The organism is Sulfurovum aggregans, from assembly GCF_055385215.1.
Genome location: NZ_AP042387.1, coordinates 887,411 through 903,936 on the forward strand (window position 1 = coordinate 887,411; position 16,526 = coordinate 903,936).

A 16,526-nucleotide genomic window follows, 5' to 3' on the forward strand; every position below is an offset into this window, starting at 1 on the left:
ATGGCTAAACGAACCGCAATCATTGATATAGGTTCGAACTCAGCCCGGCTTGTTATCTTTGAGAAAACAAGCCGTTACGGCTTTCACCTTATTTGTGAACAGAAATCTAAAGTTCGCATAGGCGAAGGGGCTTATGAAAAAGACGGTTATCTCCAACCTATCGGTATAAAAAGAGCTTTCTTCACCCTCCAATCCTTTCTTCATACTATAGAAAAATACCAAGCACATAAAACACTTTGTGTCGCTACCTCCGCATTGAGAGATGCACCAAACGGAAAACTTTTTGTTAGATGGATAAAAAAAGAACTAGGGCTTTCCATTAAGATCATCAATGGAAACAAAGAAGCAGAGTATGGAGCCATTGCTGCCAATAATCTACTTCCCATCAATAAAGGCATCACCATAGATATAGGTGGGGGCTCATCTGACATGGCACTCATCAAAGATGGAGATATTATTGATACCTATTCTCTTAATTTGGGTACAGTTAGGCTGAAAGAACTTTTCTTTGATAAAGAGATGTCTCTTAAAGAGATAAACCAAAAAGCGAAAGCCTATATACAAGTCGAACTGGAGAAGCTTCCTAAGCATTTTAAAGATACCTTGGCCATAGGGATAGGCGGTACAGCAAGAACCCTCAGTAAAGGAGTTATGAAGCAGTGCAGACATCCTTTAGATAAACTTCATGCTTTTACCTATGAGATTGATAAATTTACAGAGTATCTGCAAGCTATACCACGCTCTTCTGCAAAAAATCTCAAAAAATTCGGACTGAAAAAAAGCCGATATGATACTATACGGGAAGGAACACTTATCTGGAATGAGATACTCTCTCATATTGGAGCAAATTCAGTTATTACCAGTTCTGTCGGTGTAAGAGAAGGGGTCTTTCTTGAGCAGTCGCTAAAACGAGAAAATATAAAATTTCCAAATAGTCTCAATCCAAGTATTACCTCTATTTTAGATAGATTTAAACCCTTTATCAACATAGAAGTAAAGAAGAAAAACAAACTTAAAATAGCCTCTGCTCTTTATCATGAACTTCAAATAGAGATTAATGATCAACTTCAGTATAAGGCTGAGCTACTTTGGGCACTTAAACTCTCTACGATTGGTAAAACACTTACTATATACAAATCACATCAGCATGCATTCTATATTGCAATGCAGGAATTGAATTACGGTTTTACCCATAGACAGATACTACTCATCTCTCTTTTGCTTCGTATGCATGGGAAAGAGCTTCTCCATAAACCTCTCTATCATAATTTTGAACCTCTGTTACCAGAAAAGCAAACATTGCTTTGGCTAAGTTTCATTTATACCCTTACTGTATTTGTACATGAATCCTCTAACAGTGCCCATATTAAGTTCAGCTACCATAATAAAACACTGACCATTATTTCAGATAAACCCCTGTATCTTGCAAAAGAGAAAATAAAAGCGTTAGAGAAGCCTATTCCCTTTGCTATTATTATAGAAGATAAAGAGAAGATACCAAAGAATAAAGAGTTGGGGATATAAGCAGGTAGCAGGTAGCAATTATTTTATACCCTTCCTTGATTGCTCCTTGCTACTTGCTCTCTGCTACTTAGAATTTAGTTCCCATGGAGAATTCAAATGTTGCTGTTCTGTCATCCGCTTCAGGGTCTATCGCCTGTGCAAAAACAAGATTGATAGGGCCGAAACCTGACTGCCACTCTATGACTGCACCTGCTGATGATCTTTTAATTTCATTAAAATCATCTTCTCCTATCATACCATAATCATAGAAAAAAGCTAATCTCATCTTTGCTGCTTCAGAGAGAGGGATACTTGCTTCTATGCTTGTAGAAAAGCGCTGTGTTCCTCCCATCCTTTCCCCATCACTATCCAAAGGAGAAAGTGAATAAGGATCATAACCTCTCACACTCCCAATACCACCCATAAAAAGTTTTTCACCAATAGGAAGTTTCTCTCCGTCACCGGTACTTATTGTGGTCATTCTTGCTTTAAAGCGAAGGATAAGATCATAATCGATCCAGTCATTTAATCCGTAATATAAACCTAATTTTGCATTTGTTTTAATAAAGGTACCGTAGCCGTTTGGATAAATTGCCAATTCACTGGCATTCAGATCTCCGTTCAAACTGGCATATTCAATATTGACCGCTGCGATCATTCCTTCTCTTGGAGTATAATAATCATCTGTATTATCAAATTTGATACTTGTGAACAGGGATGTTTTCTTGTATTGATCAGTATAAAGATAGGTATCATAGATCGTTGTATTTTCATCTTCATTAATAGTAGACTGGTTATCTACATACCCTACTCCGACTGAAGCATAAAAATGTCTGAAGAACTGTCTACCCAGACTCAATGACCCGCCTAATTGATCCTGAGTATAATCTATATACTCATAATCTTTTTTATAAAGACTAAAACCTAAGCTGTACATACTGTCCCATATTTTAGGATTGGTAAAGGAAACATTATAATTCGTAGAGATCTTTGAAATATCAAAACCGAAACTTGCATTGATCCCTGATCCAAAAATATTTTTATCTGAAATACTTGCATTAAGCATAAGTCCTTCATAGCTCCCGTATCCTCCTCCGGCAGAAAGAGTTCCTGTCGCTGCTTCTTTTAGCTTTACAAGAAGATTGATCTTGTCTTCAGAGATCCTTTGACTCTGAATATCCACTTTTTCAAAGAAACCGGTTCTTCCCAATGCACTTTTACTGTCTTTTAGGTCTGTTGCATTAAAAGTATCCCCTGGAGCGAGGTAGATATATCTGCGTATAACTCTGTCTTTTGTACTGTCATTACCGGAGATCAATACATCATTGATCGTTACTTTCATACCTGACTGTATAACATACTGGAGGCTGATCATTTTCTTTTCCGCATTTTTATTCATTCGGGGAGTGACCTTTGCATAAGCATATCCGAGATTCCCGGCAGCTTCTTCAAGCATCTTCATATCTTTTCTCATACGTGTAATATTAAAAATATGTCCTTTTTTAAGAGACAATTCAGAACCCAATTCTTTACTGTCCAACCCTTCTATATTTTGCTCAATAGTCACTTCACCTACACGATACCGTACACCCTCTTTGATCTGATAATCTATCTCTGCAGTATAGGAACTGTAATCTACACGCATAAGCGGTTTGCTGACTTCTGCATCCAGAAAACCGTGTTTCATATATGTATCTTTCACTCTATACGCATCATATTCAAGCTGGTCTACTTTTACATCACCGCTGTTCATGAATGGCATCCAGCCAAGGAAATCTTCTTCCTGGTTGGCAAGATCCGTTTCAAGATCACTTTTACTTAATTTTGACGCACCGATAAAATTAAGTTTTTTGATCTTGATCTTCTCCCCCTTGTTGACATCAAAGACAACAGAAACAGCTCTTTCCCCGACCGGAGTAGTAGTAACCTCAACCACAGAATCATAATTACCTTGGCTTTCAAGCCTTGAAATAAGTGTCTTTTTCGCTACTTTGATACGTGCTTCATCATAAAGATCGCCTTTTTTCAAACCTATCGTCCTTAAAAGTTTTTCACCATCATCCCCTGAACCGTATCCTTTAACCTGAATATTCGCGATAGCTACTTTTTCTTTAAAATGGTAAATAAGTACACCGCCCTGTTTATCAACCCATATATCTTCAAAGTAGCCTTGTTCAAAGAACTTTTTAATAGATTCATCGATTTTGGCAGGATCCATTTGGTCACCTACACGGAGATCTGCGATCTCCATCGCAACAGAAGGGGAAAGGTGGGCAAGCCCCTCAAATTTGATCTGTGTTATTTTTTGTGCCAGCAGCAGTGATCCTATCAATATCCATGAAAGGGCTATTTTCTTTATCATAGTCAAACCTTAATATAATTTGCTAATATTTTATCTTTTTTTCAATAAGAGGCGCATAATAAACAAAAAAATCATGCTATAATCCTCAGAAATGATCGATACTGCAGGGGTATAATGATGACGATACAGAAAATTGGTATTATTGGTCTTGGACTTATGGGAGGTTCTCTCAGTATGGCCCTTCAAAAAACTTCAAAAAATTTTTATTTTCTCGGTCTGGACCACAATGAAGAACATTGTACACAGGCACTCTCTTTGGGATTAGTAGATGAGATCGTCCCAACACTTGATGAAATCATCAAATGCGATATCATTTTTTTAACCATTCCTGTTGACGGTATTATTGCCATTGCTAAAAAGATACAGGGATTAGATAAGAAATGTACAGTGATCGATCTTGGAAGCACAAAAGAAAAGATCTCTCAAAGCATTCCAAAAGAGATAAGAGCCAATTTTGTCACTGCACACCCGATGACCGGAACAGAAAAATTCGGTCCCACTGCTGCTGTTCCGGACCTTTATAGAGATAAAGTAGTTGTACTTTGTGATATGGAAAAAAGCGGAGTATATCAACAACAAGTAGCAAAAGAACTTTTTTCAAGTATCGGCATGAAGCTGGTCTATATGGATGCCAAAGAGCATGACAGGCATGCAGCCTTCATCTCCCATATGCCGCATGCACTCAGTTATGCTCTTGCCAATTCAGTCATGCAGCAGGAAGCAGCAGAGAGTATCATTACTCTTGCCGGCGGCGGATTTAAAGATATGAGCCGTATTGCAAAATCTTCACCCAGTATGTGGGAAGATATTTTCCGGCAGAACAAGAACAATCTGCTTGAAGCTATCAACGTCTTTCAGTCCGAACTTAAGAAATGTCAGAAAATGGTCGAAAACGAAGAGTGGGATAGACTGAACGGCTGGATGCAGGATGCAAACAGGCTGCATGATATTTTAGATTAATCCTCTGGAGGGACCATATTAAAGTCTATATCTGAATGTTACTATTATCTTGGCTTTTTTATGAATACTTTTAAGTATAGCTTCTTTCAACCGTATCTTCTCTTCTTTATTTAAAATGCCTGTACTGATCACCTCACATCTGATTTCATCTTCTTTTGCACGATGGAATAATTCGATATGTGTAAGTTTGACATCATGTACACCTACATTGAAAGTGATATTTGAAAGTGTTTTCTGTATCCGGATATCTTCTTCCATTTTAGAAAACGAGCTATAGAGAGGTATGGCTACCACAGCTACAATCAGCATCCAGACCATGATCCCTTTTCTGGCAATATGCAATGGAGAAAAACCTAAAAGTACAAAGGTCAATGCTGCTGCAAATACAATACCGACCAGGTTGGTAACAAAAAGCAGGAAAGCTATACTGAACATATGCCAATCAGCCCAGCCAAGTCCTATACCTGCCACAGCAATAGGAGGGACCAGTGCTACAGCAATAGCCACACCGGCAAGTGACCCCAATATTTTTTCATTACTCTTTGCATAGGCTGCCGCAGCACCGGAGACTATGGCAACAAACAGGTCCAGTATGGTAGGAGAAAGCCGTCCTGCCATCTCAGAAGTAAGCCTCTCTATAGGCATAAAAAGTGCTATCAATGCAGCAGTGGAAAGAACTGCAAGTATCCCGATAAAAATCGTTTTCGCACCATTGATCTGCAGTGCACTGTCCTGTCTGAGCACACCCATACTGAGACTTACGATAGGCTGCATTAGAGGAGCCAACAGCATTGCACCGATGATCACTGAACTTGAATTGATGAACAGACCAAAAGTAGCGATCATCGTAGCTAAGATCAGCAATATCATAAACGTTGAACTGAGCTTACTCTCTTCTCTAAGATTTTTAAAAAGAGCAGTATACTGTTCTTGACTTGCATGAGAAAAAAGAGGAATGGCATTGCTCAAATAGTTTGCACTCTCTTCATCCGAAGGAAGATGGTCTATCTTGATACTGTCTTTTCCATTTTTCTCTTTGCTCTGTTTTTCCCAGAACTTTTCACCTACACTGAGTGCCAATGCTTCTTCTTTTACCTCTAACACTACTGGTGTCTGCTGTTTTTGTGCTGAGTCTATAAGAACATCCAGTGGTACTTTTGGTTCTATGATAATTTTACTACTACGTATATATCCTACAGATTTCGGTAGACTTTTAGGTGTTAAGTGTGAAACGAGTGACTTAAACAGGTACCCCATATACTGCACGATGGAAATAGGAGAGAGAATGACAATAGAAAGTTTTCCATCATTCGCACTCAACTGTGAAGAGATGAGTTTGGCCGCAAAGGTCTCATTATTATATTCTACCCCCACTACACCTACAGCTGAGAGTTTTATCTCATTCTCTTTTGCGTCAGTGATCTTCATTTGGGTATGTTTAAGGTCTTTGACTTTTTTTATGGTACGCCAAAAAAGCTTTACTCTATCAAAAAGTGTTTTACCTTTAAATACCGTATCAAATTGCTCAAGCGGTGGTGCATCGCCCACAACAACCTCTTGCAACACTATCGTACCATTACAGTAAAGAAGATCTACCTTTTTTTCACTTGGAGTTAATGCTAAAGTGATAGCCTCTTCTACTTTGTTCGGCAACTCAAAGGTACGCATCAACTCTTTTTGCTCCGGTACAGGAACAATACCCAGCGTAATACCATTTTGATGGGCGATACCCATAAGAAGCTTTATCTCATCAAGACAACCGGTTACAAGCAGATGCGTAGCAGTTGAAACATCAAGTTCTCCTAGTTGAGAGAAAGGAAGATAGTGAATGGTTTCATTTTCTAAATAGTGCTTATTCTCTTCTATGAATGTTTCACTATTTTTTGAAAAAATATAATAGATCATAACCCTGCTTTCTTTCTTATCTATAAAGATATTGTAGCAGGACTATCTAAAATGCTCTACCATTTCTCTAAGTATCTTCTTGTCTATCTGTATACTTTTATCACCATTTTTCTTAGCATAGAGTTTACGTACCATCTCCTCTACCTCCATAGATTCATTGATATGTGGATAGAGTATCTTTAAGGCTTCAGACTCTTTGAAAGGGCTTTTCTTTCTCGTCCATTTAGCTATAGATAGATATCGTAATAGATACATAAAAAGGAGACCCGAAACAAATGCAACGACCAGCATCCACCAGGCTACACTTTTAACCTCTACCTCTTTTTGAACAACATTGTTTTGAGGTGTATCTACTTGTTTTAGATTGGTTTGTACTACTCCTTTGGGAGAAGTGTTTGATCCGGATACAAACGTTTTTTGAGCTTCGACCTTCACATGATATGAAGGTATTTCCAGATGCTTTACGTCACCTTTTTTTGTATCATATACAGAGATACTTCGACCAGGTATATTAAAATCATGATCTGAAATAAAAGCAAAACTTTTCATATAGGTACTTTTAAGTCTGTTCCCTGTGATCTGAGTTTCCACTTTAGCATCATCACTGTAGATCGTTACACCGTCTATCTCATAATTTGGAAATTCAAAATCTTCAAGACTTCCTTCTCCCTCAATTTTGATTGTGAGATTTACCGGTTTATTTGCTTTAACATTTTGTTTATCTATCTTGCTTTCTATCGTAAAATAGCCTACCAGATCAGTCTCCTGGGGTGTTGGTCTGACTTCAATAGTTATTGTATTGGAAGCAATAGGTGTCCAAACCGTTCCAAAAAATCTGCCAAACATATCCCGTCTGCTTGTGTCTGCAACACCTATTTTGGCTGTAGCCGGTCCAATTGTGAAGTTTCCTTCTGTCTTAGGTGTAAGGATATAACTCAGCTCAGTAACTTGACGATTACCTTCCCTATATGTTTTCTCATCCCCTACCTCTTTTGCAAAAAAACCTTTAAACTCAGGTTTACTGTACTGAGGATTTTCAGAAAGTCGTACACCATTTTGTAAAGAGAAAAATACTGTTACAACCAAAGGTTCACCCACCATCACAGACTTTTTATCTGCACGCATCAGGAGTGAAAACCTATTACTGTTTGCCACTTGCGGTGCATTTGATTTTATCACTTTGAGTTTTATCGGATCCGTTTCGTATACAGTTCCGTCTATATTGACCCTGTATGAAGGTATGGTCATATCATGTTGTGGCGCAAAGGTTAGAACAAGGCTTATACTACGCTGTGTTGACATCTTTCCATTGATATAGCTGATAGAATTATTGGAACTCTGATGTCTTCCCAATACTTTTGCACCGCCTATCTCTTGAATATTAGGGAATGTTGCCCTGTTTCCAATAGCTTTGATGCGAAGCTGTACCATATTTCCCTGTACTACCTCTGTGTTTGAAACAGTAGCTTCTACACCAGCTGCCCATAACAGTTGAAAAGTTGATGCTATAACAAAAATGATTTTGCCTATTGATCTACCATGGTTTCGCATCTTCACTCCTTTTTGATTTTTTAGTGTTACCCATCTGATATATCATCGTAAGTGTCTTTTTTTGTCCCATTTTCTTAAGTAAACGTTTCAGTTCCTGTGCTTTAAGCTTCTCTTCTTTACTCATCTTCTTTTGCTCTTTCGGTGTTGCCGAAGCTTTATCACCTTTTTCATCTTTAGGTTTTTGCTTCTTTTTTTCTTCTGACTTTTTCTTTTCATCAGATTTTTTCTTTTCACCATTCTTATCTTTTTTATCTTGGTCTTGTTTCTTTTTCTGACCCTGATTTTTCTTTTGATCTTTTTGATCTTTATTCTGCTTGTTCTTTTTTTGATCCTGCTTTTGCTTATTGTCTTTGTTTTTCTGATCTTTATTTTGTTTTTTATCGTCTTTTTTCTTATTCTTTTTTTGGTCCTGTTTCTTTTTCTGATCCTGCTTTTGTTTCTGCTTTTTCGCTAATTCCAGATTGAATCTTGTATCTTTATCTTCTTTGAGTTTTAATGCTTTTTCATAATTTTCGATCGCTTTATCCCACTCTTTCTTTTGGAAATAGCTGTTCCCTACATTATGTAGACGGGTTGCTTCATCTACACCTTCTGCCTTTTCATACGCTTTGATAGCCGCATCATACTTCTTTGCTTTATAATAGGCATTACCCATATCATATTCTTTTTGCGGGCTTTTTGTCTCTAAAGTACCCAACAATGCTGCACTTTTTCCATACTCTTTAGCACTGTATGCCTCTTTGGCTTTTTCTATCGTTTTGAAATCAGTTAAACCTGCATAGAGGTTAGTGAAGAATGAAGAATGAAGAATGAAGAATGTTAGTATGCTTTTTTTCAAAAAGCTTTTATTTAATCTAATCATTTGTTACCTCCATGACTACCTACTATTTGCTCCTTGCTACCTAATCTAGGTACAGAGCTCAGTGCGATCAACAGTAGTAAAAGCCCAAACCCTAACGGATAATAGAAGAGTTCCACGCGTTGTTTGATCTTCACTTCACCCTGTTGCTGTGCTTTATATTTGCTTCGTATCACAGAAACCAGATTTTCTATATCTTCTTTCCCGTTAGTTGCTACCACATAGGCTCCGCCATTTTCTTTTGCCAGTTTTCCCAGAGCATCATTCCTCTGGGTAATAGCGATGGTACCGTCTTTAAGTGTATATGGTTTACCGTCTTCACCAATGACAGGAGCACCTTTGGTAGTACCTACCAGTACTACATAAAGGTCTATACCCTCTGCCTTCAGCACATCCCCGAATCCTGCAATCGCTTCTTCATCTCCACCGTCAGTAAACAGGACCAGTATCTTGGGATCCTTCTTTTCAAGCAGACTGCTTGCAAGTTCTCCCAAAGCCATGAAGTCTGTAGAACCCATATTGATATAAGAGTCATCTACCCCGTCTACCATCATTTTGAGTGTCTCTTTATCACTTGTGAATGGAGCCAGAACAAAAGGGCTGTATGCAAACGCCATTACACCTATCTCATCACTTGGCATAGCATCAAACAGAGCATTCATCTTCTTTTTGGCAAAAGTCAAACGGTTAGGATACACATCTCTACTGCGCATCGACCCGGAAATATCCAAAGCAGTAAGAATACTTAAACCTTTTACTTTTACTGTTTTATCTCCTTCATCTATCACAGGTCGTGCCATCGCAACTATCATAAGAAAAATAGCAAGGAACATAATGATATTTCTCACCATCAAAGGCATACTCTCATCTGTTGCACTCAAACGGGCAAGTACTTTCTCATCAAAGATACGCGATAGACGCTCTTTATTAGTAGAGATAAGAAATGCGAAGAACACAAAAGGAATGATCAGTATCCAAAACAGATATGGGTTTACAAATTCCATCTACACTCCTTTACTGTTTCTAAAATAAATGAACAACAACAGACTCAACACCGCCAAAAAGAGTGGATAGATATACAAATAGGTATGCTCAACTATCTTTTTGTCATTCAGCTTTGTTGCCTCAAGTTTATCTATCTCATCATAAATCATACTAAGTGTTGTCGCATCTCTTGCACCATATGCAGCACCTTTTCCTGCCTGAGCCAATGCCTGAAGGTATCTGCCATCATAATCTCTAGGACCGCCTATACCAATGGTGTACAGTTTGATATCTCTCTTTTCTATCATACTTTTTACATCGGGAAAAGGGATCTTACTCATATTGTCTACCCCATCGGTAAGAAGTATGACTATCTTGGACTTTGCTTTACTTTTACTCAACAGATTATAGGCTTGTACCAGTGCATCATTGATGGCTGTACGTTTTCCTGCTATACCCAGTTTTTGCATTTGTGTGATGTTGGTTAAAAACGCTTTTTCAAAGGTTAAAGGCGATGCAATGAATGCTACATCTGCGAATGTCACCATACCTATACGGTCATTGACTCTTTTTTCTATAAAGTCACCCACTACCTCTTTCACCACATCAAATTTATTTTTAAATATATCATTAGGATCGAATCCCGGTTGTCTCATAGAATCACTGCTGTCGATGACAAGTACGATATCTCTACCCTCTTTTTTCGAGTTGGAATAGCTTTTCGTGATCACAGGTGAAGCCAATGCTATCACTGCTGAGATAATACCTATCCATTTAAGCCATGCAAGAAGTGAACTCTTATGCCCTGTTTTGGCAATGAGTGTACTTACATGAGGGAAAAAAATAGCCCTGCTTTTCTCTTTACACCATTTGGCACAGATAACAAACAGCAATATGAGTGCCAGTAAAAAAGGATATTCAAAACTAAATTGACTCATCTGCCACCTGCACATAGAGGTTAAATTTATTTTGTGTATCGTGATCTACTTCATCTACCTCTTTTTTATATTTATATTTTTCCAACATTGGTTCAAGCTGGGAAAATAACTCTTTTCTTCTCTCATCCGTTGCCAAAAGTCTTGCATAATGTGTTGCCTCATAGGCTGATTTCTTAGCATCTTTCCAGTCAATCGCTTTGAGTTTTTCCAAATACCCTTTGGCAAGGTTTATCTTACGGTTCTCCCATAGTTTTTTAGCTATGAAAAAAAGAATCCCCAACAACAATAAAGTACCAAAAATAATTAGCCCCCAATACATATAGTAGGAGTTATCAGGGATCTCCAATAACGGTTTGATATCTCTTAACTGCTCACTTATATTGTTATCCATTTTTATCCTCCGTAGGGTGCGTTTGCCAACGCACCTTTTGGCATATTCAATTTAATGGTGCGTTGGCAAACACACCCTGCAAATATCATCATCGCATCGCCTTCATTAACTTCAAAGCAGAATCTTCGTGTGTATATATCTTAGTAAAGCGAATACCTTGCTTCTTAAACTGCTTATAGAGCTTCTCATCATTTTCATGTAAAGCCTTTTTATAACTATGCAGCGTTCCACTGTCAATGTTACCTTCAAAGCTTTGTTTTGTTTCCATATCGATAAGTCTAAGATAACCCAGTTCACTAGGATATTCTTCAAATCTGTCTCGTACCATCACGGCAAACACATCATGTTTTTTACTTAAAAGTTTCAGATCGATGTCACCTACAAAATCAGATACGATGAAAAGCAGTGCTTTCTTCTTCAAACGATGATTCAGTGTCTCTGCCAATGCTTTAAAATCTCCCTCTTTACCAAGAGGATCAAAAGTCACCACTTCTTCAACGGCTTTATGCACAGAGAAAAGTTTTTTACTTGGTTTACTAAAATCATACAGTTTATCGGCAAAAAGCATATGTGAAAACAGATCACTGTTTTTGACTGCAGAAAAACCAAGTGTAGCCACTACTTCAGCGATAACATCTGACTTTTGTTTCACTGTACCAAAATAGACAGATCCTCCAAGCATAGAAACTATCACAACATTAAGTTCGCGCTCCTCTTTATAGATCTTTACAAAAGGTTTACCCAGTTTTGCAGTGGTCTTCCAGTCTATCTTACGGACATCATCTCCATAAATATACTCACGAAGCTCTGCAAACTCAAACCCTTCACCCTGGAACAATGATGCATTGTTTCCAAGCATATCTCCATAGACTTGTTTTTTGGTTTTAAGGATAATTTTTTTGGCTTTTTTGTTCAAACTATCACTCTCCTAAACGGTAGACAAATCCACCACTTTTCATTCTTCACTCTTCGTTCTTCACTTGATTTTCACAGAAAATCATGGAATCGGTACAGCAGCTAAAATCTTCTCTATAATCATATCCTGTGTTACGTCTTCAGCCTGTGCCTCATAACTCAAGATGATACGATGACGCAATATCTCTTTGGCAATATAAGCTATCTCTATAGGAGAGACATAATCCTGTCCTTTAAGATATGCAATAGCCCTACTCGCTTTATACATATCTATACTCGCACGAGGACTTGCCCCAAACTCTATGTATGCTTCCAACTCTTCAAGTCCATAGGCTTTAGGATCACGTGTAGCTGCCACAAGTTCAATAATATAAGATTCTATCTCTTCATCCATATGTACCTGCATTGCTTCAGCACGTATCTGTTCCAGATCTTCTTTGCTGGCTACTTGCCGGATCTCACCAAAGCTGTTGTTCGCCACACGTCTTGCTATTTCCAGTTCTTCTTCTTTTGTGTTATATCCTACCACTACTTTCATCATGAACCTGTCAAGCTGTGCTTCCGGAAGTTCATATGCTCCCTCCTGCTCTACAGGGTTCTGTGTTGCCATAACCAAAAAAGGCAAGTCTATTTTAAAGCTTTCATCACCGATGGTCACCTGTCTCTCCTGCATGACTTCCAATAGTGCAGACTGCACTTTTGCAGGAGCACGATTAATCTCATCTGCAAGGAGAAGGTTTGTAAAAACTGGTCCCTGTTTGATCTTGAACGCATTGTTTGACGGATCATAGATCTCTGTTCCTATGATGTCCGAAGGAAGCAGATCGGGAGTGAACTGAACACGTTTAAAGTCCAGTCCCAGTGTTTTAGCCAGGGCATTGACCGTAGTGGTCTTGGCAAGTCCGGGAACACCTTCAAGAAGGATATGCCCGCGACAAAGAAGTCCTGCAAGCAGACCTTCTATCATCTTTTCCTGTCCGACAACGACTTTTGACATTTCAGTTTTGATATTTTGTATGATTTGACTCAAGTTTTTCTCCTGAATAGTTAATTAAGAAAAGTATACTTGAGTGAAGTTAACTGTAGTTTAATAATACGATCTATCTTAATACTGTACCTACTCTAATACCTATAAATATATTGTAGAAGCGTGTTTTAATATTATGTATTTTTTAAATACCCCATAGCCGTTGCAATAATATCATCATCGTCTTTACTTCTCGACTTCAATACTACTCTCTCTTTCCCCTCTTCAATAAACTCTATAAAAACATTTTCCCCATAACTTGAAACTTTTGATATTCCTTGTTGTCTTGCCAATACTTTCATTACAATGATATCAATGAACTGTCTTGTAATAGTGTCTAATTTACCAAATCTGTCTGCTATCTCAGACTCTATTTCATACACTTCTCCTGTCGTCTCACAAAGAGAGAGACGACGATAAAGTTCCAGGCGTAGTCTGTCTTCTTCTATGAGTTCTTCATTGAGATAAGCATCTACAGAGAGTTTCATATCGATGTTTTGTGCCACTTCTTTGTCTTGGCCCGAGAGTTCTTTAATGGCATCTTCCAGCATACGCAAATAAAGTGAATACCCTATCTGTTTGATATGTCCACTTTGTGCTTCTCCTATGATATTACCTCCGCCACGTATCTCAAGATCATGGAAGGCAAGTACTGCTCCAGACCCTAAGTCTGAGTGTGATTCCAATGCTAAAATCCGTCGTTTGGCATTGTCCGTCAAACGCTCTTTATCTGTCACCATAAAGTAACAGTACCCCTCTTTGCCTCCACGTCCTACACGTCCACGAAGCTGATGCAGGTCAGCTATACCGAAGTTGTCTGCACCGTCAACGATCATGGTGTTGGCATGAGGCATATGGATGCCTGACTCGACGATGGAGGTAGAAAGCAACACATCATACTCACCATCTTCAAATTTCATCATCTCATCTTCTGTCTCTTTGGCTGAGATCTTTGAGTGCAGTACTGCAATACGAAGCTTGGGTAAGATTTCAAGTAATTGTTTTTTCTTCTCTTCTATTCCTGCAATGGAGTTAAAGACATAAAATACCTGTCCACCACGGCGCATCTCACGCAAAATAGCCTCTTTAATGACCTTGTCATCATAACTTTTTACAAAAGTCCGTACTCCTTGACGTTCTGTTGGAGGAGTGAGGATCTCAGAAAAACTTTTCACTTCGGACATCGCAAGATTCAAGCTTCTTGGTATGGGTGTTGCTGACATACTAAGAAGATGCACATCAATGGCTATCTCTTTCAGTGCCTCTTTTTGTTTCACCCCGAACTTATGCTCTTCATCGATGATGACAAGGGCCAAGTTTTTAAACTTCGCTTTGAGTAAGGCATGGGTTCCTACCACTACATCTATAGTACCCTCTTCCAATCCTCTCAGTGTTGCATTTTTCTCTTTGGTTGTTGAAAACCTGTCAAGCTTCGCTACTTTGATGCCATGTTCATAAAAACGCTCTTTTAGGCTCTTGTAGTGTTGTGAACTAAGCAAAGTAGTTGGGGCTATCATCATCGCCTGGTAGCCGTTTTTTACTGCTACGAACATCCCGTTCATCGCGACTTCTGTTTTTCCAAATCCTACATCAGCACTTAGAAGCCTGTCCATCATCTTTCCGGAACTCATATCGTCCAGCATATCATTGATGGCCCGTTCCTGGTCTTCTGTATGCACAAAACCTGCCTCAGACATAAAGATAGCATGCTCTTCCATGTCTCTTTTAAGAATGATCCCTTTTTTCAAGTGCCTTTGGGCAGAAAGGTTGATGATCTGTGAAGCAATGGCAAAGAGCTTCTCTTTGACTTTGGCTTTGAGCTTTTTAAAGCTGGCTTTACCCAGTCTATCCAAGATAGGCAATGCCCCGCCCTCTGCCACATAACGGTCGATGACTTCAAGGTTTGATACAGGGATAAGCAAAGAGTCTTCATTCTGGTAATACATCACCACGAACTCACTCTTTGCACCCAGAACATCCCGTTTTTCAATCCCTTTAAATATACCCACACCATAGTTCTCATGTACCACATAGTCCCCGGGTTTGAGTTCATCTAAAACGATACTGGCTTTTTTCACACGTTTGCGTTTAATGGGTTTGTTAAGCGACAAGATGAGTCTATCCGAACCTAGGATATTGACGATCCCCTCTTGATAGACAAACTCTATATTCTCAAAAGAGCTCAGTTCAGATCCGCGAACGATACTTTCATTTTTAGCAATGATGGTGATCTTTTTATCTTTATGGGACTCTAGCAGTTTATTGGGATCGACTACTTCTAGGTCACGATATTTGGTACCTTCCGGAATAGACGGAAGTAAAAATGATTTTCTTGGTACCAGTGGCTCTGTAAGTTCATATACCTCTTTAAGCTCATCATCCAGGTTACTCGCCCACACACCCTCGAACTGTTCCAATGCACTCTCACCCAGGTCATCCAAGTGCCACAGACCAAGTGAGTCTATATCTTTTACAAAGGTGTCGTAGGTACTTCGTTCTGTTCTGCGTTTCAGGGCTTCATGTTGGGTTTTGTCCAGTGCTAAAAAAGCAGGGGTTATGGTTAAGGATTCCAGTTCATCCGGAAGCCGTTTTTGCGTACCTTCATCATAGTAATGGATCGCTTCAACCTCTTCATCAAAAAGAGAGATACGATACGGTTTGTCCATATGTATAGGGTAAATATCTATAATATCCCCACGAAAAGAAACTTCTCCTCTCTGTGCTGCGATATCTGTAAAATGGTACCCCCACTGATACAACGTATCTTTAAGTTCATTCAGATTGAGAGTGTCTCCAAACTCAACTATTTTTTCTGCAAAAAATTCCAGTTTTGGGAAAGGGATAAGCAGTGTTCTTACAGGTGAAATAAGTATTTTTTTCTTTTGGTTTGCATGGTACTTTGCCAGTTGAGTAAACAACAACTGCAGATCTTCACCATAGGCACGCAGATCTTCACCTACACTCACACGAAGGTCAGGCAGAACATAAGTATCAAACCCAAGGAGCAATGCCACATCTCGTATCTGTACGGCTTCTTTGTCGTCTTTGCAGATGAGGAGCTTGTTAGATTTTAAGGTTCCCAGGTATTCGTATATATTACTTTGGTACATCTTCTCACTTTTCGGTGCGTT

General features: G+C 38.8%; 12 protein-coding genes. 2 read left to right on the top strand and 10 right to left on the bottom strand.

Translation table 11 applies throughout. The features are described from left to right. Positions 1 to 1,524: a Ppx/GppA phosphatase family protein gene (locus ACZ48W_RS04370; protein WP_464830115.1), complete on the top strand. Its 1,524-nt coding sequence runs from the start codon at positions 1 to 3 to the stop codon at positions 1,522 to 1,524. 67 nt (positions 1,525 to 1,591) lie between these two features. Here the strand turns inward: ACZ48W_RS04370 and bamA are convergent, their stop codons facing one another. Beyond that, entirely contained in the window at positions 1,592 to 3,865 is a 2,274-nt protein-coding gene (bamA, locus tag ACZ48W_RS04375; protein ID WP_464830116.1) for an outer membrane protein assembly factor BamA, read from the bottom strand. A 117-nt stretch (positions 3,866 to 3,982) separates the two neighbouring features. Between bamA and ACZ48W_RS04380 the strand changes: the two genes are divergently transcribed. Further along, positions 3,983 to 4,825 (top strand): prephenate dehydrogenase, encoded by an 843-nt coding sequence (locus ACZ48W_RS04380; RefSeq protein WP_464830117.1) that lies wholly within the window; start codon positions 3,983 to 3,985, stop codon positions 4,823 to 4,825. Between the two features lie 18 nt (positions 4,826 to 4,843). Here ACZ48W_RS04380 and ACZ48W_RS04385 read toward each other — a convergent pair whose 3' ends face one another. From ACZ48W_RS04385 to mfd, 9 genes are all read right to left on the bottom strand, one after another. After that, positions 4,844 to 6,730, bottom strand: coding sequence for a DUF389 domain-containing protein (locus ACZ48W_RS04385; protein WP_464830118.1), 1,887 nt, complete (start codon positions 6,728 to 6,730; stop codon positions 4,844 to 4,846). A gap of 42 nt (positions 6,731 to 6,772) precedes the next feature. Next, positions 6,773 to 8,281 carry a BatD family protein gene (locus ACZ48W_RS04390; protein ID WP_464830119.1) on the bottom strand — a complete coding sequence of 503 codons (1,509 nt, stop codon included), beginning with the start codon at positions 8,279 to 8,281 and terminating at the stop codon, positions 6,773 to 6,775. Beyond that, entirely contained in the window at positions 8,265 to 9,143 is an 879-nt protein-coding gene (locus tag ACZ48W_RS04395) for a tetratricopeptide repeat protein (protein ID WP_464830120.1), read from the bottom strand. Before ACZ48W_RS04395 ends, ACZ48W_RS04390 begins: the two co-directional genes overlap by 17 nt. After that, a complete protein-coding gene (locus tag ACZ48W_RS04400) occupies positions 9,140 to 10,144 on the bottom strand; it encodes a vWA domain-containing protein (protein WP_464830121.1) in 1,005 nt (334 codons plus the stop codon). Before ACZ48W_RS04400 ends, ACZ48W_RS04395 begins: the two co-directional genes overlap by 4 nt. Further along, complete coding sequence (locus ACZ48W_RS04405) at positions 10,145 to 11,062, bottom strand: vWA domain-containing protein (protein WP_464830122.1); 918 nt, start codon at positions 11,060 to 11,062, stop codon at positions 10,145 to 10,147. It lies immediately after the preceding gene. Next, the gene (locus ACZ48W_RS04410) at positions 11,049 to 11,453 is read right to left on the bottom strand and encodes a hypothetical protein (protein ID WP_464830124.1); all 405 of its coding nucleotides are present in this window, start codon (positions 11,451 to 11,453) and stop codon (positions 11,049 to 11,051) included. The genes ACZ48W_RS04405 and ACZ48W_RS04410 overlap by 14 nt, the downstream gene beginning before the upstream one ends. A gap of 88 nt (positions 11,454 to 11,541) precedes the next feature. Continuing rightward, entirely contained in the window at positions 11,542 to 12,369 is an 828-nt protein-coding gene (locus ACZ48W_RS04415) for a DUF58 domain-containing protein (RefSeq protein ID WP_464830125.1), read from the bottom strand. Positions 12,370 to 12,450: 81 nt separating this feature from the next. Next, the gene (locus ACZ48W_RS04420; protein ID WP_464830126.1) at positions 12,451 to 13,398 is read right to left on the bottom strand and encodes an AAA family ATPase; all 948 of its coding nucleotides are present in this window, start codon (positions 13,396 to 13,398) and stop codon (positions 12,451 to 12,453) included. A gap of 131 nt (positions 13,399 to 13,529) precedes the next feature. Next, positions 13,530 to 16,505: a transcription-repair coupling factor gene (gene mfd / locus ACZ48W_RS04425; RefSeq protein ID WP_464830127.1), complete on the bottom strand. Its 2,976-nt coding sequence runs from the start codon at positions 16,503 to 16,505 to the stop codon at positions 13,530 to 13,532. Positions 16,506 to 16,526 lie beyond the last annotated feature (21 nt).